20 protein-coding genes are annotated in these 18379 nt (G+C 62.6%); 15 read left to right on the forward strand and 5 right to left on the reverse strand.

Going from position 1 to position 18379, the window contains the following annotated elements:
* The first annotated feature begins 20 nt into the window (after positions 1-20).
* From ABCW43_RS19740 to ABCW43_RS19755, 4 genes are read left to right on the forward strand one after another with little or no spacing between them, the layout of a single operon-like run.
* Positions 21-992 (forward strand): ABC transporter permease, encoded by a 972-nt coding sequence (locus tag ABCW43_RS19740; protein ID WP_345927559.1) that lies wholly within the window; start codon positions 21-23, stop codon positions 990-992.
* Positions 992-1867 (forward strand): ABC transporter permease, encoded by an 876-nt coding sequence (locus tag ABCW43_RS19745; protein ID WP_007752209.1) that lies wholly within the window; start codon positions 992-994, stop codon positions 1865-1867. Before ABCW43_RS19740 ends, ABCW43_RS19745 begins: the two co-directional genes overlap by 1 nt.
* The gene (locus ABCW43_RS19750; protein ID WP_345927562.1) at positions 1864-3579 is read left to right on the forward strand and encodes a dipeptide ABC transporter ATP-binding protein; all 1716 of its coding nucleotides are present in this window, start codon (positions 1864-1866) and stop codon (positions 3577-3579) included. Before ABCW43_RS19745 ends, ABCW43_RS19750 begins: the two co-directional genes overlap by 4 nt.
* 18 nt (positions 3580-3597) lie before the next feature.
* Entirely contained in the window at positions 3598-4482 is an 885-nt protein-coding gene (locus tag ABCW43_RS19755) for a polysaccharide deacetylase family protein (protein WP_345927564.1), read from the forward strand.
* 53 nt (positions 4483-4535) lie between these two features.
* Here ABCW43_RS19755 and ABCW43_RS19760 read toward each other — a convergent pair whose 3' ends face one another.
* Entirely contained in the window at positions 4536-4853 is a 318-nt protein-coding gene (locus tag ABCW43_RS19760; protein WP_345927566.1) for a hypothetical protein, read from the reverse strand.
* A 67-nt stretch (positions 4854-4920) separates the two neighbouring features.
* Positions 4921-5850: a LysR substrate-binding domain-containing protein gene (locus ABCW43_RS19765; RefSeq protein WP_345927568.1), complete on the reverse strand. Its 930-nt coding sequence runs from the start codon at positions 5848-5850 to the stop codon at positions 4921-4923.
* A gap of 86 nt (positions 5851-5936) precedes the next feature.
* On the opposite strand from ABCW43_RS19765, the gene ABCW43_RS19770 reads away from it, so the two are divergent.
* On the forward strand, positions 5937-6842 hold the full coding sequence (locus ABCW43_RS19770) for a DMT family transporter (RefSeq protein WP_345927569.1): 906 nt from the start codon (positions 5937-5939) through the stop codon (positions 6840-6842).
* Between the two features lie 64 nt (positions 6843-6906).
* Here the strand turns inward: ABCW43_RS19770 and ABCW43_RS19775 are convergent, their stop codons facing one another.
* A complete protein-coding gene (locus tag ABCW43_RS19775) occupies positions 6907-7491 on the reverse strand; it encodes a DUF922 domain-containing Zn-dependent protease (protein ID WP_345927571.1) in 585 nt (194 codons plus the stop codon).
* Between the two features lie 213 nt (positions 7492-7704).
* Between ABCW43_RS19775 and ABCW43_RS19780 the strand changes: the two genes are divergently transcribed.
* Both ABCW43_RS19780 and ABCW43_RS19785 read left to right on the forward strand, forming a co-directional pair.
* On the forward strand, positions 7705-8022 hold the full coding sequence (locus tag ABCW43_RS19780) for a hypothetical protein (protein ID WP_345927573.1): 318 nt from the start codon (positions 7705-7707) through the stop codon (positions 8020-8022).
* A gap of 66 nt (positions 8023-8088) precedes the next feature.
* Positions 8089-8259, forward strand: coding sequence for a hypothetical protein (locus tag ABCW43_RS19785; protein ID WP_345927575.1), 171 nt, complete (start codon positions 8089-8091; stop codon positions 8257-8259).
* 162 nt (positions 8260-8421) lie between these two features.
* On the opposite strand, the gene ABCW43_RS19790 is transcribed toward ABCW43_RS19785, so the two are convergent.
* Entirely contained in the window at positions 8422-9399 is a 978-nt protein-coding gene (locus tag ABCW43_RS19790; protein WP_345927577.1) for a S1C family serine protease, read from the reverse strand.
* A gap of 101 nt (positions 9400-9500) precedes the next feature.
* Positions 9501-10295 (reverse strand): NAD-dependent epimerase/dehydratase family protein, encoded by a 795-nt coding sequence (locus tag ABCW43_RS19795; RefSeq protein ID WP_345927579.1) that lies wholly within the window; start codon positions 10293-10295, stop codon positions 9501-9503.
* A gap of 208 nt (positions 10296-10503) precedes the next feature.
* On the opposite strand from ABCW43_RS19795, the gene ABCW43_RS19800 reads away from it, so the two are divergent.
* The 8 genes from ABCW43_RS19800 to ABCW43_RS19835 all read left to right on the forward strand — a co-directional run.
* Entirely contained in the window at positions 10504-11253 is a 750-nt protein-coding gene (locus ABCW43_RS19800; RefSeq protein WP_345927581.1) for a FadR/GntR family transcriptional regulator, read from the forward strand.
* A gap of 75 nt (positions 11254-11328) precedes the next feature.
* Positions 11329-12234, forward strand: coding sequence for a 5-dehydro-4-deoxyglucarate dehydratase (kdgD, locus tag ABCW43_RS19805; protein WP_345927608.1), 906 nt, complete (start codon positions 11329-11331; stop codon positions 12232-12234).
* Positions 12235-12239: 5 nt separating this feature from the next.
* Positions 12240-13376, forward strand: coding sequence for a mandelate racemase/muconate lactonizing enzyme family protein (locus ABCW43_RS19810; RefSeq protein WP_345927583.1), 1137 nt, complete (start codon positions 12240-12242; stop codon positions 13374-13376).
* Positions 13376-14242: an amidohydrolase family protein gene (locus tag ABCW43_RS19815; RefSeq protein WP_345927585.1), complete on the forward strand. Its 867-nt coding sequence runs from the start codon at positions 13376-13378 to the stop codon at positions 14240-14242. The genes ABCW43_RS19810 and ABCW43_RS19815 overlap by 1 nt, the downstream gene beginning before the upstream one ends.
* Positions 14243-14323: 81 nt before the next feature.
* Positions 14324-15295, forward strand: coding sequence for a TRAP transporter substrate-binding protein (locus ABCW43_RS19820; protein WP_037083453.1), 972 nt, complete (start codon positions 14324-14326; stop codon positions 15293-15295).
* Positions 15296-15378: 83 nt separating this feature from the next.
* Positions 15379-15900, forward strand: coding sequence for a TRAP transporter small permease (locus ABCW43_RS19825; protein ID WP_345927588.1), 522 nt, complete (start codon positions 15379-15381; stop codon positions 15898-15900).
* The gene (locus ABCW43_RS19830) at positions 15900-17180 is read left to right on the forward strand and encodes a TRAP transporter large permease (RefSeq protein WP_345927589.1); all 1281 of its coding nucleotides are present in this window, start codon (positions 15900-15902) and stop codon (positions 17178-17180) included. The genes ABCW43_RS19825 and ABCW43_RS19830 overlap by 1 nt, the downstream gene beginning before the upstream one ends.
* A gap of 69 nt (positions 17181-17249) precedes the next feature.
* Positions 17250-18379: aldehyde dehydrogenase family protein (locus tag ABCW43_RS19835; protein ID WP_345927591.1), on the forward strand; the 1130-nt coding region annotated here is incomplete at its 3' end.

Below are 18379 nucleotides of genomic sequence, written 5' to 3' on the forward strand. Positions count from 1 at the left end.
GGACAAGAACAGGGGAATACATGTTAGGTTTCGTCTTGCAGCGCCTGTGGCAGGCGGCCATCGTGGTCATTGCGATGTCGGCGCTCGTCTTCTGCGGTGTCTATGCCGTCGGAAATCCCATCGACGTGCTGATCTCGCCGGATGCGACGCAGGACATCCGTGCCGCGGTGATCGCCCAATACGGCCTCGACCAGCCGCTCTGGCGCCAATATTTCGCCTTTCTCGGCCGGCTGATCGAAGGCGATTTCGGCCGTTCGCTCGTCTACAGCATGCCGGTCAGCGAACTGATCCTCACCCGGCTGCCAGCAACGCTGGAACTGACGCTGGCTGCCGTCCTCTTTGCCAGCCTCGTCGGCGTCCCGATCGGCATGTATGCCGGCTACCGGCCGCACAGCCTGGTTTCCCGTGCCATCATGGCGATCTCGATCCTCGGCTTCTCGGTGCCGACCTTCTGGTTCGGCCTGATGCTGATCATGGTGTTTGCCGTACAATGCGGCTGCATGCCGGCCGGCGGGCGCGGCGAGACAGCGAGCCTGTTCGGCGTCGACTTCAGCTTCCTGACCGGCGACGGGCTTGCCCACCTTGTCCTTCCCGCCCTGAACCTCGCGCTCTTCAAGTTTTCGCTGATGATCCGGCTCGCCCGCGCCGGCACCCGCGAACTGATGCTGAGCGACACGGTGAAATTCGCCCGTGCCGCCGGCCTCTCGGAATTCACGGTGCTGAGCCGGCATGTGCTTCGCCTGATCTCCATTCCGCTCGTCACCGTCTTCGGCCTGGAACTCGGCTCGACACTCGCCTTCGCGGTCGTCACCGAAACCATCTTTTCCTGGCCGGGTCTCGGAAAGCTGATCATCGACAGCATCACCTCGCTCGACCGGCCGGTCATGGTCGCCTACCTGATGCTCGTCGCCTTCCTGTTCATCGTCATCAACCTGATCGTCGATCTGACCTACGCGCTGCTCGATCCGCGCCTGAGAAAGGGCCGTGCCTGATGCGCGACACTCTGCTTGGCCGCTTCCTCGAGGAATTCTTTCGCAACAAGGTGGCGACGGGTGCGGCAATCGTCGTTTTCCTGATCGTACTGACCGCGATCATCGCGCCGCTGGTCACCCCTCAGGACCCCTATGACCTGACCAGCCTCGTCCTGCGCGATGCGCGGCGTGCACCGGGTTATGTCGGCACCGGCGGTTATACCCATTGGCTCGGCACGGATTCGCAAGGCCGCGACCTGCTGTCGGCGATCATCTATGGCCTGCGCATCTCGCTGCAAATGGGTGTTATCGCCGGCGGCATCGCCTTCGTCATCGGCGCGGTGGTCGGCTGCTCGGCTGCCTATATCGGCGGCCGTTTCGAAAGCCTCGCGATGCGCATCGTCGACCTGCAGCTGTCCTTCCCGGCCATCCTGCTCGCCTTCGTCATCGCCGCCCTTCTCGGACAAGGGCGTTACCAGCTGATCATGGCGCTGATCTTCGCCCAATACGCCTATTTCGCCCGCACCGCCCATGGCGCCGCATCCGCCGAACGGCAGAAGGATTATGTCGAGGCGGCGCTCTCCATCCCGCTTTCGCCCTGGCGCGTCGTGCTGAAACATATCCTTCCGAACTCGCTTCCGCCGCTGATCGTGGTCGCCACCGTGCAGGTAGCGAGCGCCATTTCTCTCGAAGCCACCCTCTCCTTCCTCGGCGTCGGCCTGCCGCCGACCGAGCCGTCGCTCGGCATGCTGATCGCCAACGGCTTCCAGTACCTGCTCTCGGGCCGCTACTGGATCTCGATCTATCCGGGCATCGCGCTGATCCTGTTCATCGTCTCGCTCAACCTCGTCGGCGACCAAATCCGCGATCAGCTCAACCCGAGGCTCCGCCGATGACTGAAACGATGACAAGGCCGCTTCTCGAAATCACCAATCTCAAGACCTGGTTCCCGAGCAGCCGTGGCGAGATCAGGGCGGTCGATGGCGTTTCGTTTTCGCTGGCGCCGGGCGAGGTGCTCGGCCTGGTCGGAGAATCCGGTTCCGGCAAGTCGATCACCGGCTTCTCGATCATCGGCCTGATCGACGAGCCCGGCCGCATCGTCGAAGGTTCGATCAAGCTCGAAGGCCGCGAACTGATCGGCCTTTCCGCCCATGACCTGCGCGCCATCCGTGGCAAGACCATTTCGATGGTCTTCCAGGACCCGATGATGACGCTGAACCCAGTCCTGAGCATCGGCACCCAGATCAGACTGGCGCTCGAAGCGCATGAGAATATCAGCGCATCGGATGCACGCGAAAGAGCGATCAAGGCGCTGGCGCAGGTCCGGATCAGCGAACCAGAACGCAAGGTGGATTTTTTCCCGCACCAGTTTTCCGGCGGCATGCGCCAGCGCGTGGCAATCGCCATCGCCCTGCTCCACCGGCCGAAACTGATCATCTGCGACGAACCGACGACGGCGCTCGACGTCTCGATCCAGGCGGAAATCCTCGCCGAGATGAAGGAACTGGTGGCCGAACTCGGCACCGCGCTGATCTGGATCAGCCATGACCTCGCAGTCGTGTCGTCCCTCGCCGACCGCGTCGCGGTGATGAGATCCGGCAATATCGTCGAGATCGGTCCGGCGCTCGGCGTGCTCACCCGCCCGCAGCATGACTACACCAAGGCGCTGCTCGACGCGCTGCCCTCACGCGCCAAGCCCGGGCAGTTGCTGCTGCGCGGCAGCGGCATCGCGGATGCCGCGCCACCACCGCGCAAGTCGGCAACGTTGAACCTGCCGCCGCTCGGCAGCCCCTATCTCGTCATCGACAACGCGATGAAGCGCTTCGAAAAGCCGGCGGGCCTGTTCAGGAACCTGGCGATCAAGTCCGGCATTTCCCAGCCGCTGCCGGTCGTCCAGGCAGTCGACGGCGTCAGCATCACCCTGAAACGCGGCGAAGTGCTCGGCCTCGTCGGCGAGTCCGGCTCCGGAAAATCGACGCTCGGCCGCATGGCGGCCGGCATCACGATTCCAACCTCCGGAACGATCCGTCTCAACGGCAAACCGGTCATGAGTGACGGCCGCAATGCGCGAAAAATCACCACCCGCATCCAGACCATCTTCCAGGACCCGTTCGCGTCGCTCAACGGCCGCATGCGGATCGGCGATATCATCGCTGAAGGGCCGCTCGCCCACAAGCTTGTCGCCCGGGCTGAAGCACCCGTCTACGTCAAGGAATGGCTGGCTGCGGTCGGGCTCGATCCCACCTTTGCCAATCGTTTCCCGCACCAGTTCTCCGGCGGCCAGCGCCAGCGCATCGCGATCGCCCGCGCGCTCGCCATGCAGCCAGATGTGGTCGTCTGCGACGAACCGGTCGCCTCGCTCGACGTATCGATCCAGGCGCAGATCATCAACCTGCTGATCCGCCTGCGCGCCGAACTCGACCTGTCGTTGATCTTCATCAGCCACGACCTGTCCGTCGTCCGGCATCTCTGCGACCGCGTCGCGATCATGTATCGCGGCAAGATCGTCGAGGAAGGTCCGGCGGCAACGATCTACGCCGCTCCGCAGCACGATTACACCAGGCGGCTGCTCGCGGCCGTGCCGGTCCTGCCTGAGGCGGCAGAATAACAAAAGGGAGAATGGGACATGGAACCCTGGGAATGGGACGAGGCCACCTGGCGCGGCAAGGTCAACAAGGTGCGGGCCGGCCGCTCGCTGAAGCCGAAAGCCTGGAAGGATGGCGCGCGCTGCGCGGTCGCCCTATCCTTCGACAGCGACCACGAGACCAACGAGCTTCGCGACGGCGGCGAATCGATCGGCCGCATGTCCCAAGGACAATACGGCAATCGCATGGGCGTGCCGCGCATCCTCGAAACGCTGAAGAATGCCGATGTGCCGGCGACCTTCTTCGTTCCGGCAGTCGCAGCCCTCCTCTATCCGGACGAACAGCGCCGCGTCATCGCCGAAGGCCACGAAATCGGCCTGCACGGCTGGATTCACGAGATGAACACCAAGGTTCCGGCCGCCAAGGAACGCGAACTGCATTTCCGCGCCGCCGATACGCTGGAAAAGATCACCGGCATCCGCCCGGTCGGCATGCGCACGCCCTCCTGGGATTTCTCCTACGAGACGCTGACGATCGAGCGCGAGCTCGGGCTGATCTACGATTCCTCGCTGATGGCCGACGACGACCCGTATGAACTGGTCGAGGACGGCGAACCGACCGGCATGGTCGAACTGCCGGTCGAATGGATCCGTGACGATGCGGTCTATTTCAACATGAACCGCTTTACCGCGCTGCGCCCCTATACGCCGCCGACCTCGGTGCTCGACATCTTCAAGCGCGAATTCGACCGCGCTTATCTCGAAGGCGGGCTGTTCCTTTTGACCATGCACCCGCATGTGTCCGGTTACCGCTCGCGCATCTTCGTACTGGAGGATCTGATCAGGCACATCCAGGGCCACGAGGGCGTCTGGTTTGCCACCCACGCGGATATCGCCCGCTTCGCCAAGGAGAATGGCGGCGAGTGAGGTTGCAACAAAGTACACCCCGCTCAACGGGTTCCGTTCGATCCGATGCCCCCTCAGCGCCGGTCGACGAGGATTTTCATGATCGCCACCCGCTCGGGCAGTTCGACCAGATAATGCGGATCGCGATCCAGATGATGCACCTTGTTCGGATCGCCGCCGGTAAAGGCCGCCATGGACTCGAAGTCGGGCCAGTAGGAGGTCGTCACGAACTCCGTTTCGTCACCGAGGTCCTCCCGAAAAAGCTGAACCGCAAGCGCGGTCTTGACGATCGGCGGAATGCCCGCCTCGAGCAGGTAGGCCTCGTATTCGTCGGCAATCGAGGTGCGTGTACGCCCTCGCCAGATTCTTGCAAGCGTCGCCTTTGTGCTCATGGAATGCTCCTCACATCCGGTTTCCCGAGCAACTAGAGCCAGAGCGGCAATTGCCAATAGGAAGGCGCTAACCCTTTCCCCGTCCGGGGGCGATGAAGGCTGCGATCGCCGTCTCGTCCAGCCTGGCCTCCCGCAGGAAGCGCCGGGCAAACTCGGCAGCAGAAGCTTTCATGGCGTCGTTCGGGCGGATCAGGTGGAAGGCCACATGGTGGTCGATGGTCCTGTCGGACACGGCGACGACCCGCCCGGAGGCAAGCGCCGCGTCCGCAAGCGGCGGCCGGGCGAGCGCAATCCCGAGGCCATGCGCGCAGGCGTCGATCACCAGGTTATAATCCTCGAACCGCCGGTCCTGCCCTCGCGGCACGTAATCGACTTTCTCGATGGCCAGCCAGCGCCGCCAGGCCTCGACATTGGAATCGTGCAGGATCGGCAATTCGAGCAGTGACTTCGCGTCTGTGCGCCCGCCGAGACGTTCGGCCACAGCCGGAGCGGCGATCGGCACGAGCTTCTCCTGCCAGAGCGGCAGGCTGCGCACGCCGGCCCATGGCCCCTTGCCGCAACGGATCGCGAGGTCGATGCCCTCGCTGAAGTCCGCCAGCCGATGTTCCAGGATCAACTCCAGGTGGATATCGCTGGCCTCCAGCTTCGGCATGCGCGAAAACAGCCAGAGCGAGGCGACCGACGGCGTCACCGAAAGCCGGACGACCGCCTTGCTGCGGCGGGGCAGCCACCGCTCGTCCGTATCCCCGAGCAGGGCCAAAGCTTCCTCCGCGCGGGCGAAAAACCGCATGCCTTCCGGTGTGAGCGTCACACCGCGGGCCTCGCGGGAGAACAGCCGCACGCCCATCCAGCGCTCCAGCCGGGATATCTGCCGGGAGACGGCGCCATGGGTGACACCGCCCTCTTCCGCCGCTGCTGAAAACGATCCGAGACGCGCGGCTCGGGCGAAGGTCTCGAGCGTATCAAGTGGCGGCAAAGTCTGCGAGCTGTGAACCATACGCACATATGATCATCGATTACGTTGCTTTTCAAGCATGGATGAGTGGCCTAAATCTCGACTTCCAAGCTTCGAGGGAGAAAGAGATGAGCACGGTTGCCATGAATGCCGGAACAGATGAGAGACACGGATTCGATGTGATCGCCTTCCTGGCGATCCTGGTGACCATCGTTTTCTGGGCCTCGTCCTTCGCCGTGATCCGCGTCGCGCTCGGACCGCTGACGCCGATCGAGCTTGCGGCGGCACGATATGTTCCGGCCGCATTGATCGCGGTATTCTATCTCGTAATTGCCCGGCCGGCTCTTCCAGCCAGAGGCGATGTCCTCCGCCTCGTCGTCGCGGCAGTGCTCTTCATCGCCGCCTATGCCGTTCTCCTCAACATGGGCGAGCGAACGGTGGCGGCTGGTCCGGCGAGCTTCATCATCAACACCATGCCGGTCTTCACCGCACTCATCGCCATTTTCGCGCTCGGCGAGCGGTTCGGCCGCTGGGGCTGGGTCGGAACGGCGATCTCCTTTGCCGGCGTGGCGCTGATCGCGGCCTCCGGCGAGGATGGCTTCGATCTCGATCCGAACGCGATCCTCATCCTCGGCGCCGCTCTCTGCTCGGCGATCGCAAGCGTGCTGCAGAAGCCTATCCTCGGCCGCATGCCGGCTTTGGCCGTCACGGCCTGGCTGATGCTGATCGGCTCCATTCCGCTGCTGCCGGCCATACCGTCCGCCCTGCAGGCGCTCGCCGCCGCCCCGGCCGAGGTGAACTGGGGCCTCGCCTATCTGGTGCTCTTCCCGACCGCGATCGGGTACGTCACCTGGGCGATCGCCTTGAAGCGGCTGTCCGCGGCAAGGGCCTCCAATTTCCTGTACGGCGTTCCTCCGACCGCGACCGTGATCGGTTTCCTCTGGCTCGGCGAAGTGCCCACCCTGATCGGCGCGATCGGCGGCGTCATGGCCATCGTCGGCGTACTCGTCGTCAACGTGATGCGCAGGAGATAGTGCCGCGGCAGTCGCGGGAAAACTGCGTTTTCCGGCCAATTGATGAAACAGTTCTTGCCGTGGATTATTTGCCGGTTCCGTTCACGAACTGGAGGATGAGCTGGTGGACGTTGCCGCCCTCGCTCATCTCCATCCGATCGTAGTCGTTGCTGCGTTTCTGCTGCGCCTTCGAAATCTCGCCGAGCTTGGCCGTCAGTTCCGTCCTGATTTTCGTGCATTTCGGGTCGTTGGCGACACTGAGCCCTACGCTCACCCGCTCGATCTCCTTCACCATGTCGGTGATGATAACGCCGTGGACCAGTTCGTGCTTGCGGACGCCTTCGATGAAGACATCCCATTTCCTCTTAAGCTCGGGGGAAAGCGCCGATGCGGGCTTGGGCAGCATATAGGTGATGATCAGCTTCGGCCGCGCCGAAACCAGCGTGCAGGCACCGTCCGGCTGCGGCCGGTAATCGCGGGTCCAGGTCAGCTTGAAATTGGTGTGCGCGATGGCGCGCACCTCCTTGCCGATCTTGGGGCCACGCTCGCCAATGGAAGCGTAGAGATCGACGCCGGAATCACCCGTGACAGGATAGGTCTGGATTTGCTCGACCGGTTGCCATTGGTTCTGCGCCGATACGTCAATCGGCACCAGGACGAGACAAATCATCCCCCTGAGAATTCCTGCACCTATCCTCACCCGTATCCTCCCGCTTCGATCGCCGCGAAACTAGGGAGACGACCCCGCAGTTTCAATTGGCCAGATGTGTTTCAGTGAACGCTATACATTACAACTTTGGTTCCAGGCCCTTGCCATATTTCCCTCGAAATGGATGATGACAGTTGCGTGACAAAGCGTTCTGATTTGGTGCTGGAGAATTCAATGGGAGAAAAGCGAAAGGTCTACGAGGCGCTGGTGGACGGCGCCATGGAAGGTCTCACCGACGAGGCGTTGTTTAAGTTTGTTACCAAGCGTTGCCCGAAGACGTCGAGCAAGAAGATCGTCAGGGCAGCCCTGCTCGGGTTGAGCGACCCGCACCTGCGTGACCGGAACATTCTGGATACGATCTATGCGCTGGCCATCAAGCACCGCATGGACGAGTTCCGGGATGGCGAGGATGGAGACGACGAAAGGGATACATGGCCCGTGCCTTTTGCCCGGTCGCTCGACAAGGAAACGGTCGGCGCGGATCTGGGCTAGTTGGCCGCCTGCTGTCATCCCTCCTACACAGAAGCTGCCTAGACTGCCCTCATCGAGGGTGAGTTCATGCACGGCCGCGCCAATCTCACAGCCATGAGGCTCATGGATGCCTGCGAGCATCTGCTTTGCAAAGCCGAGACTTTCGAGGATCTGACCGCCCGGCGGATCGCCGTCGACGATCCTGACATCGTCATTGCCCGCATGGTCGAGGTGATTGCGCCGATGTTCCGCCGCTGAACCGGTTTCGAACGGCATTTGAAATCCGTCACGAGCAGGAAACAACCCGCTTCTAACTGTCCTGGACCCGGAAGGTGGGAAGGACGGTCGGGAAGCATCGGCGGCGGCTTGCCGCTGCCGGCATGAAATCACGTGGTTGGCCGGCCCAGCATCATCGGGTCGTCACACGCCGTTATGAGGCCGTGCCGCAGGAACAAGCACGCGGTCGACGATCCGCGAGTCGAGATCGTAGACCGAGATCGGCGTGTCCTTGCCGATCCGGGTCCCGTCCAGGAGACGGATCAGATCGTCGGCGCCGCCGACGGGCTGGCCGTCGATCGCCAGGATGAAATCGCCTTCCTTCAAACCCGCTTTGTCAGCCGGGCTGCCCGGATCGATGCGGCGGATGCGCACCGTCGTCTCCTGGGTCATCCCTGCCTTCACCGCGACGCGGCGCGGCAGCGCGGTCGTATCGACGACGATGCCGATGAAGGCGCGCCGCACATGGCCGAAGCGCAGGATTTCCGAGACCACGAAATTGGCGGTGTTGGAGGCTACCGCAAAGGCGATGCCCTGCGCGCCGCGGATGACCGCAGTGTTGACGCCGACCACCTCGCCGGATGCCGACACCAGCGGCCCACCGGAATTACCCGGATTGAGCGCGGCGTCGGTCTGCACGACGTCGTCGATCAGCCGGCCGGTGGACGAGCGCATCGAGCGGCCGAGCGCAGACACGACACCTGACGTCACCGACCAATCGAAGCCGAGCGGATTCCCGATCGCGATGGCGATATGACCGCGCCGCAATTTCTGGGAATCGCCGAGCCGTGCCCAGGCCTGCACGTCCATGTCGGCCCGCACCAGTGCGATATCGGTATCGGCGTCACGCCCGAGAACGGCGCCCTGCCCGACCGCGCCGTTGGCGCTGCGGATGCGGACGGCCTTGGCTTCGGCCACGACGTGGTGATTGGTAATGATCAGGCCGTCGGGCGAAATCGCAAAGCCCGATCCATGCCCTCCTTGGCCGGCAGCGCCGCCGAGCCGCTCGATGCGGCTGACGGCGGGACCGACGCGGTCCACCGCGCCGGCAACCGTCTCCGAATAAGCGTCGAGCAGGACGCTATCCTCGGGGACGGGAGGATTGATATCGATAAATCCCATGACAAGAACTCCGGAAACACCTTCTGAGAGAACAGAAGGTTTTATTGGGAGCTGATGTGGTGGGTTCGAAAGCCGGAAACAAGAACCCGGCTTTAGCCGGCTCAGCTCTCCGAAAAGATCGGGTCCTGGGTGAACATGCCGCCCTGGTAGACAGCGGCTGGCGACGTCGGTTCCGGACGCCCCTTGGCATCGAGCTCGGCGCGGAAGCGTTCGGCATTGTCCTTCGGCTTCCAGCCGAGATAGGACGCGTGGGAATTATCCCACCACTTGCTGTCATTGTCGGAAATGCCCCAGATGATCGGGCATCCGAGCATGGGTGCGCGGAAGACGCAGTCGATCAGGGACGCGAAGTCGTCATAGGACATCCAGCCGGACAGCATGCGGTGGTTGATCGGCTTTTCGAAGCAGCTGCCGATCCTGACGAGCGCCGTCTCCTGACCGAATTTTTCGAAATACATGCGGGCCAGAGCCTCGCCAAAACACTTCGAGACGCCGTAGAGACCGTCCGGCTTCATCGGAGCCTTGACGTCGATATGCTCGTCCTGCCGGTAGAAGCCCACGACGTGGTTGGAGCTGGCAAACAGGATGCGCGGCTGGCCGTGGGCCCGCGCCGCTTCGTAGATGTTGTAGAGGCCGAGCAGGTTGGCATTGAGGATTTTTGAAAACTTGTCCTCGACCGAGACGCCGCCGAGATGCAGGATACCGTCACAGCCCTCGACCAGCTTCATGACGGCATCGGCATCACCGAGGTCGCAAACGACCATTTCCTCATTCGGACCCGGGGTGCCGAGATCGACGATATCGGAGAGGCGAAGCGTTTCGGCGAAACCGGCAAGGCGCGAGCGCATGGCGCGTCCGAGGCCGCCGCCGGCACCGGTGATCAAAAGTCTTTTCAAGAAATCATCCTCCGAAAGCGGCGCATTGGCCGCGGCAATCCCTGTGATGGCCGGTCTATCAGCCAACTTGTTCGTGACAAGCGTCGACAGTTATCATACATGTTGGGAAAGCTCGGTCAACAAGCCGGGGTCGGTTCGGCACGACCGCCCAACTTGACATACGGGTTGACGCCATAGTGTGATATGCCGCCGAGCAGGGAGGAATGAAATGAGCGTTGAAACCAAACTCGATACCGGCAGGGGATCGAGGACGCTTGTTTCCCGCCTCGGAGAAACGCTGCGTCAGGCGATTGCGGCAGGCCAGTTTCCGCCGGGCTCACGCCTGCCAAGCGAAGCGCAGTTGACCGAGGCACACGGCGTCAGCCGCACCGTCGTGCGCGAGGCGATCGCATCGCTGCGCGCCGACCGATTGGTGGAAGCACGTCAAGGCGCCGGCGTCTTCGTGCTGGAGCCCTCGCGTAACGCACAGCCCATGCTTTCTCTCTCGAATATCGATCTCGCCCGCGTATCCTCGATGATCGAACTTCTGGAACTCAGAACCGCCGTCGAAGTCGAGGCTGCGGGGCTTGCCGCACTTCGCCGCTCGCCCGCACAGGAAGAAGTCATTCTTGATCGCCATTATGCGGTCCGCGCCTGTCTCGATGCGGCAAAACCAACCAGCGAGGCGGATTTCGCATTGCATCTCGCCATCGCCGAAGCCACCAACAATCCCCGTTTCCGCGAATTCCTGACCATGATCGGCCGCAGCCTGATCCCCCGCGCAGCCCTGCGCCCGGACGATTCGGAGGCTGACCAGGCCGCCTATATCAAGCTGCTCGACGAGGAGCACAACGCCATCGTCGTGGCGATTTCCGACGGTGACGAGGAAGGTGCACGAGACGCCATGCGCCGGCACCTGCGGGGCGCGCAGCTGCGCTATCGCACCCTTCTCCGGGAGTTGCGTGAATCTGTAAGATGACTTGTTGACACAAGTCGAGGCGACCTGTACGACAATTTCTGTCTGGAGGAGACGCTTACAAAGGAAATCCGCATGATGACGCCTGAAGAAATCAAGGTCGCACTTGGTGCCGGCCTGCTGTCCTTTCCCGTCACCCATTTCGACAAGGAAGGCCAGTTCCAGCCGGAAAGCTATCGCCGCCATGTGGAATGGCTGTCGGGCTTCGACGCACCGGTCCTGTTTGCCGCAGGCGGCACGGGCGAATTCTTCTCGCTGTCTCCCAATGAAGTTCCCGGTATTGTTTCCGCCGCCAAGGAAGCCGCCGGCAAGACCGCGATCGTCTCCGGCTGCGGTTTCGGCACCCATGTCGGCGTCGAAATGGCCCGCGCGGTCGAAAAGGCCGGCGCCGACGGCATCCTGCTGCTGCCGCATTACATGATCGATGCGCCGCAGGAAGGTCTTTACCAGCATGTGAAGCGCATCTGCCAGTCGGTTGGAATAGGCGTCATGGTCTATAACCGCGACAACTCGATCCTGTCGGTCGACACGCTGAAGCGCCTCTGCGACGAATGCCCGAACCTGATCGGCTTCAAGGACGGTTCCGGCGATATCGGGCTTGTCCGACAGATCACCGCCACCATGGGCGACCGGCTGATGTATCTCGGCGGCATGCCGACTGCCGAACTTTTCGCCGAAGCCTATCTCGGCGCCGGCTTCACCACCTATTCCTCGGCGGTCTTCAACTTCGTGCCGGGTCTGGCTGTCGAATTCTACAAGGCGCTGCGCGCCGGCAACCGCACCCGCTGCGAGGAGATCCTCAGGGACTTCTTCTATCCCTTCATGGCGATCCGCAACCGCCGCAAGGGTTACGCCGTATCCGCCATCAAGGCCGGCGTGCGCCTGCAGGGCTTCGATGCCGGCAAGGTGCGCCCGCCGCTCGATGATCTGACAGCGGACGAAGAAGACATGCTCGCGAAGCTCATTGCGCCCTGGAAGCGGTAATTCCCATGAAGATCGCTTCCGTTCGCACCCATCTCCTCGAACACAGGCTCGACGTCGCGTTCGAAAGCGCCTCGATGCGCTTCGATCGCCGCGCCCACGTGCTCGTCGAGATCGAGTGCGACGACGGCACGATCGGCTGGGGTGAATGTCTGGGCCCGGCCCGGCCGAATGCCGCCGTGGTCGCGGCCTACACGAATTGGCTGATCGGCGAAAACCCGCTTGAAACCGAAAAGATCTGGGCGCGGCTCTATAACGCGCTCCGCGACCAGGGCCAGCGCGGCCTTGCCGTCACCGCACTTTCGGGCATCGACATCGCGCTCTGGGATATCAAGGGCAAACATTTCGGCGTGCCCGTCTCGATCCTGCTCGGTGGACGTTTTCGCGAAACCGTCAAGGCCTATGCGACCGGCAGCTTCAAGCGCGACGGTGTCGATCGGGTCGAAGACAACGCAACCGACGTCGCCCGCTATTGGGATGAAGGTTTTCACGCCAGTAAGATCAAGATCGGCTTCGGCCTCGAGGAGGACCTGCGTGTCGTCCGCGCCGTGCGTGATGCGGTCGGCCCCGACATGCGCCTGATGGTCGATGCCAACCACGGTTATGACGCCATCGAAGCAATCCGCTTCGGCCAGGCGGCTGCGGAACTCAATATCGACTGGTTCGAGGAACCCGTCGTGCCGGAGCAGCTCGCCGCCTATCGCGAAGTCCGCGCCCGCCAGCCGATCCCGGTTGCCGGCGGTGAGACCTGGCACAGCCGCTGGGGCATGCGCGAGCCGGTGGAAACCCGCGCTGTCGATATTCTGCAGCCCGATCTTGCCGGCGTCGGCGGCTTTACCGAAGCCAAGCGCGTCGCCGATCTCGCGTCGCTGCATGGCATCCGCGTCGTGCCGCATGTCTGGGGCACCGCCGTGCATATCGCCGCCGCCCTGCAGTTCATGGCGGCGATGATCCCGAGCCCGGTTCGGCTCAACCCGATCGAACCGATCCTCGAATTCGACCGTACTCACAATCCGTTCCGCCAGGCGGTGATCAAAACCCCGATCGAACACGAGCGCGGCGTAGTGCCGATCCCGAATGGCCCCGGCCTCGGGATCGAGATCAACCGCGATGCGCTCAAAGAATTCCGCATGGGAGACATCTGATGCTCGTCCGCACCCTTTCCGGCAATCCTCCCAAGACCAAGCTGCCCAAGGGCGCGGTCGACACTCAGATGCATGCCTATCTGCCGGGCTTTCCCTCCTTGCCCGGTGGCCCAGGCCTTCCGGCTGGAGATTTGCCGACACCGGCCCAGTATCTCCAGTTCATGCGCTGGATTGGCATCGATCGGGTCATCGTCACCCAGGGCAATGCCCAGCAGCGCGACAATTCCAATCTCAACGCCTGCCTTGCGGAATTCGGCTCGATTGCCCGCGGCGTCTGCGTCATCGATAGCACCACGTCGGAAGCCGAACTGGATAGCCTCGTGGCAGCCGGCAATGTCGGCGCCCGCATCATGGACCTGCCGGGCGGCGCGGTGAACCTGTCGGAACTCGAAGCCGTCGACGCCAAGGCTGCCTCCCGCAACTGGATGGTTGCCGTCCAGTTCGACGGAAGCAACATTCTCGACCACGAAGAGCGTCTGAAGAACCTGAAATCCCGCTGGGTCTTCGATCACCACGGCAAGTTCTTCGCCGGTGTGACGCCGGATAGCCCGCAGGTCGACGCCGTCAAGCGCCTCATCGACGGCGGCAAGTGCTGGTTCAAGTTCGCCGGCGTCTACGAATCCTCGAAGGCAGGCGGGCCGGATTATGCCGATGTCGCCGCAGTCGCCCGGGAGATCGCCAGATACGCACCGGAACGCATCATCTGGGGCACCAACTGGCCGCATAACCTCGCCCGCGAACAGGCCGATTATCCGGATGACGCAGCGCTGACCGATACCGTGCTCGGCTGGTTCCCGAACGATGCGGCACGCGAGCTCGCACTCGTGAAAAACCCCGAAGAACTTTACGGCCTGCCCGACCGATAAGCGGCAAGGGGGCCTGAGGAAGACTGATAAATTCAACGACCGGGGCGTGGAGGCTCCGGCGCTCACTCAGAGGAGGACAACATGAAACTTACGAAATTGCTCGGCCTTGCCTTCGGCCTCGCGCTCGGAGCGACGGCCGCCAATGCGCAGGTTACCCTGCGTTCTGCCGACATCCATCCGGACGGCTATCCGACCGTCGATGCCGTCAAATACATGGGCGAACTGGTCTCCCAGCGCACCAACGGCCGCATCAAGATCCAGGTGATGAACAACTCGGTACTGGGCGGCGAAAAGGACACGATCGAGCAGACCCGCTTCGGCGTCATCGATATGAACCGCGTCAATGCCGCGCCGTTCAACAACCTCGTGCCGCAAACCACCGTTCTCGGCCTGCCCTTCCTGTTCCGCTCGACCGAGCACATGCACAAGGTCGTTGACGGCCCGATCGGCGACGAAATCCTGAAGGCCTTCGAACCGCATGGCCTGATCGGCCTTGCCTACTACGATTCCGGCGCGCGCTCCTTCTACACGACCAAGAAGCCGATCACCAAGCTTGCCGACCTGAAGGGCATGAAGATCCGCGTCCAGCAGTCAGACCTCTGGATCGCCATGATGCAGGCCTTCGGCGCCAACCCGACGCCGATGCCGATGGGCGAAGTCTATTCCTCGCTCGAAACCGGTGTGGTCGATGGCGCGGAAAACAACTGGCCTTCCTATGAATCGGCCCGCCACTACGAGATCGCCAAGAACTATACGCTGACCGAACATTCGCTGAACCCGGAAATCCTGGTCATGTCCAAGATCTCCTGGGACAAGCTGACCCCGGAAGACCAGAAGATCTTCCGCCAGGCTGCCAAGGATTCCGTTGTCAAGATGCGCGAACTCTGGACCGCCCGCGAAAAATCGTCGGAAGCCAAGGTCCGCGCCGGCGGCGCCAACGTCATCAAGGTCAACAAGGACGAATTCTCGGCCGTCATGAAGCCGGTCTATGACAAGTTCGTCACCGACCCGAAGCAGAAGGCACTGCTGGAGCAGATCCAGGCCGTCAAGTAATCCTACCGGGACCGGCCCTCGCCAAGAGGGCCGGTTTTTTCTTGCATATCCGGCAGCCTTGCTGCCGCGAAGAGGACAGGATCATGAGAAACTTCATGCTGGCCATAAAGCCCTATCTGGGCGGGCTTAGCCGCATATCACTTTATATCTCCGGCATCGGCATGATCGCCATGACCCTCATCGTCGGCTGGCAGGTGTTCGGGCGTTATATCCTGAACGACTCGCCGAGCTGGTCCGAGCCGCTGTCACTCTATCTGATGTCCTGGTTCATCATGCTCGGAGCCGCCGTCGGCGTGCGCGAGAGCGTGCATCTCGGGCTCGATATCGTCCGTTACGTCATGCCGCCGGTTATCCAGAAGGCCATGGACCTCCTGAGCCTTGGCCTGATCGTGCTCTTCGGCATCGGCATGGCCTATTATTCGACGCTGCTGGCCATGGGCACCTGGTCGGCCACCATTCCCGTTCTCGGCTGGCCGGGCGGCACGGACTTCTTCCCGATGATCGCCGGCGGCGCCATGATCTCCCTTTTTGCTCTGGAGCGCTTCGTCGACGTCGCCATCGGCGAGGAAGTTGCTGCCGACGTCCTCGTGCAGGAGGCTGCGTAATGGCCTACGCCATTCTTTTCGGTTCGTTCACCTTCCTCATGCTGGTCGGCATGCCGATCGCCTTCTGCCTCGGCATCGCCTCCTTCGCGACGGTTCTCTACATGGGCCTGCCGCCGATCGTCGTCTTCCAGCAGCTGAATTCCGGCATGAACGTCTTCGCCATGATGGCGATCCCGTTCTTCATCTTCGCCGGCGACCTGATGGTGCGCGGCGGCATTGCGCAGAGGCTCATCCGCTTCGCAGCAGGCCTTGTTGGCCACATGCGCGGCGGCCTGGGCCAGGTTAACGTCGTTGCCTCGACGCTTTTCGGCGGCATTTCCGGTTCGGCCGTGGCGGACGCGTCGGCTGTCGGCGGATTGATGATCCCGCAGATGGCTGCGCGCGGTTACGACAGGGACTATGCAGTCAACGTGACGGCCAATGCCGCCATCATCGCGCTGATGATCCCGCCCTCGCACAACATGATCCTCTATTCGATCGCAGCGGGCGGCAATGTCTCCGTTGCCGACCTCTTCACCGCCGGCATCGTTCCCGGCCTGCTGCTCGCCGGCGCGCTGATGTTCACGGCCTGGTGGGTTGCCGTCAAGCGCGGCTATCCGGCCGACCCGTTCCCGGGCTTTGCCCGCGTCGGTTATTACCTGCTGGCTTCGCTGCCGGGCATCCTGCTGATCGCCATCATTTTCGGCGGCGTCCGCTCCGGCGTGTTCACGGCAACGGAAAGCTCATGCATTGCCGTCCTCTACGCCTTCCTCGTTGCCATGCTCGTTTATCGGGAACTGAACTGGGAAGGTTTTGTCGAGGCCGTCATGGGTGCCGTGCGCACCACCGCGATGGTGCTGCTGGTCATCGGCACCGCCGCCTCGTTCGGCTGGCTGATGGCGTTTCTGCAGGTCCAGACGCTGATCATCGCCGCGATCGGAGCGATCTCGGACAATCCGATTATCGTGCTCCTGATGATCAACCTCATCCTGCTGGTGCTCGGCACGTTCATGGACATGGCGCCGATGGTCATCATCTCGACGCCGATCCTGCTGCCCGTCGTCAAGGCCTTCGGTATCGATCCGGTCCATTTCGGCGTCATCATGATCCTCAATGCCGGCATTGGCCTCAACACGCCGCCGGTCGGAACTGTGCTCTTCGTCAGTTGCGCTGTCGGCGGCATCACGATACGTGAAGCGATGCGTACGATCTGGCCTTTCTTCGGAGCCAGCATCGCAGTATTGCTGCTCGTGACTTACATCCCTGCCTTGTCGCTCTGGCTGCCAGGCGTCTTTAGGTGAGCGGCTGAACAAGCTCTATCTGACGGTCCCGCCCCCATGGCGGGACCTTTCACATGAAAGGAGAGGTCCATGACCATCTACCAGAACCTGATCGCCGGCGAATGGGTCGGCTCCGACGCCTCGAAGAACATCAACCCTTCCGACACCAATGATGTCGTGGGCCTGTATGCCCAGGGCAGCGCCGACGACGCCAAACAGGCGATCGCCGCCGCCAAAGCCGCCTTTCCGGCCTGGTCGCGCTCCGGCATTCTCGAGCGTCACGCGATCCTGAGAAAGACTTCCGACGAAATCCTCGCCCGCAAAGAAGAACTCGGCGCGCTCCTCGCCCGCGAGGAAGGCAAGATCCTTCCCGAAGCGATCGGCGAAGTCACCCGCGCCGCCCAGATCTTCGATTTCTTCGCCGGCGAAGCGCTGCGCCTGACCGGCGAACTGGTGCCGTCGGCCCGTCCGAACATCGGCGTCGAGATCACCCGCGAACCGCTCGGCGTCATAGGCATCATCACGCCCTGGAATTTCCCGATCGCCATTCCGGCCTGGAAGATCGCGCCGGCCCTCTGCTACGGCAATACCGTCGTCTTCAAGCCTGCCGATCTCGTACCTGGCTGCGGCTGGGCGATCGTCGACATCCTCCACCGCGCCGGCCTGCCCAAGGGCGTGCTGAACCTCGTCATGGGCCGCGGTTCGGTCGTCGGCCAGGCCATGCTCGACAGCCCGGATCTCGCCGGCATCACGTTTACCGGCTCCACCGGCACGGGAAAACGCGTCGCACTGGCCTCGATCGAGCATAACCGCAAGTTCCAGCTGGAAATGGGTGGCAAGAACCCGATGGTCGTCCTCGACGACGCGGACCTTAACGTCGCCGTCGAAGCCGCTGCCAATTCCGGTTTCTTCTCGACCGGCCAGCGTTGCACCGCCTCGTCCCGTCTGATCGTCACCGAAGGCATCCACGACAAATTCGTCGCAGCACTCACCGAGAAGCTGAAGACGCTCAATGTCGATAACGCCATGAAGGCCGGCAGCCATATCGGCCCGGTCGTCGACGACAAGCAGCTGAAGCAGGATACCGACTATATCGAGATCGGCAAAAACGAAGGCGCCAAGCTCGCCTTCGGCGGCGAACTCGTCAAGCGCGACACCCCCGGCTTCTACCTCCAGCCGACGCTGTTCACCGAAGCGACCAACCAGATGCGCATCTCCCG

It is taken from the genome of Neorhizobium tunisiense (genome assembly GCF_039631515.1).
Classification (GTDB): Bacteria; Pseudomonadota; Alphaproteobacteria; order Rhizobiales; family Rhizobiaceae; genus Neorhizobium.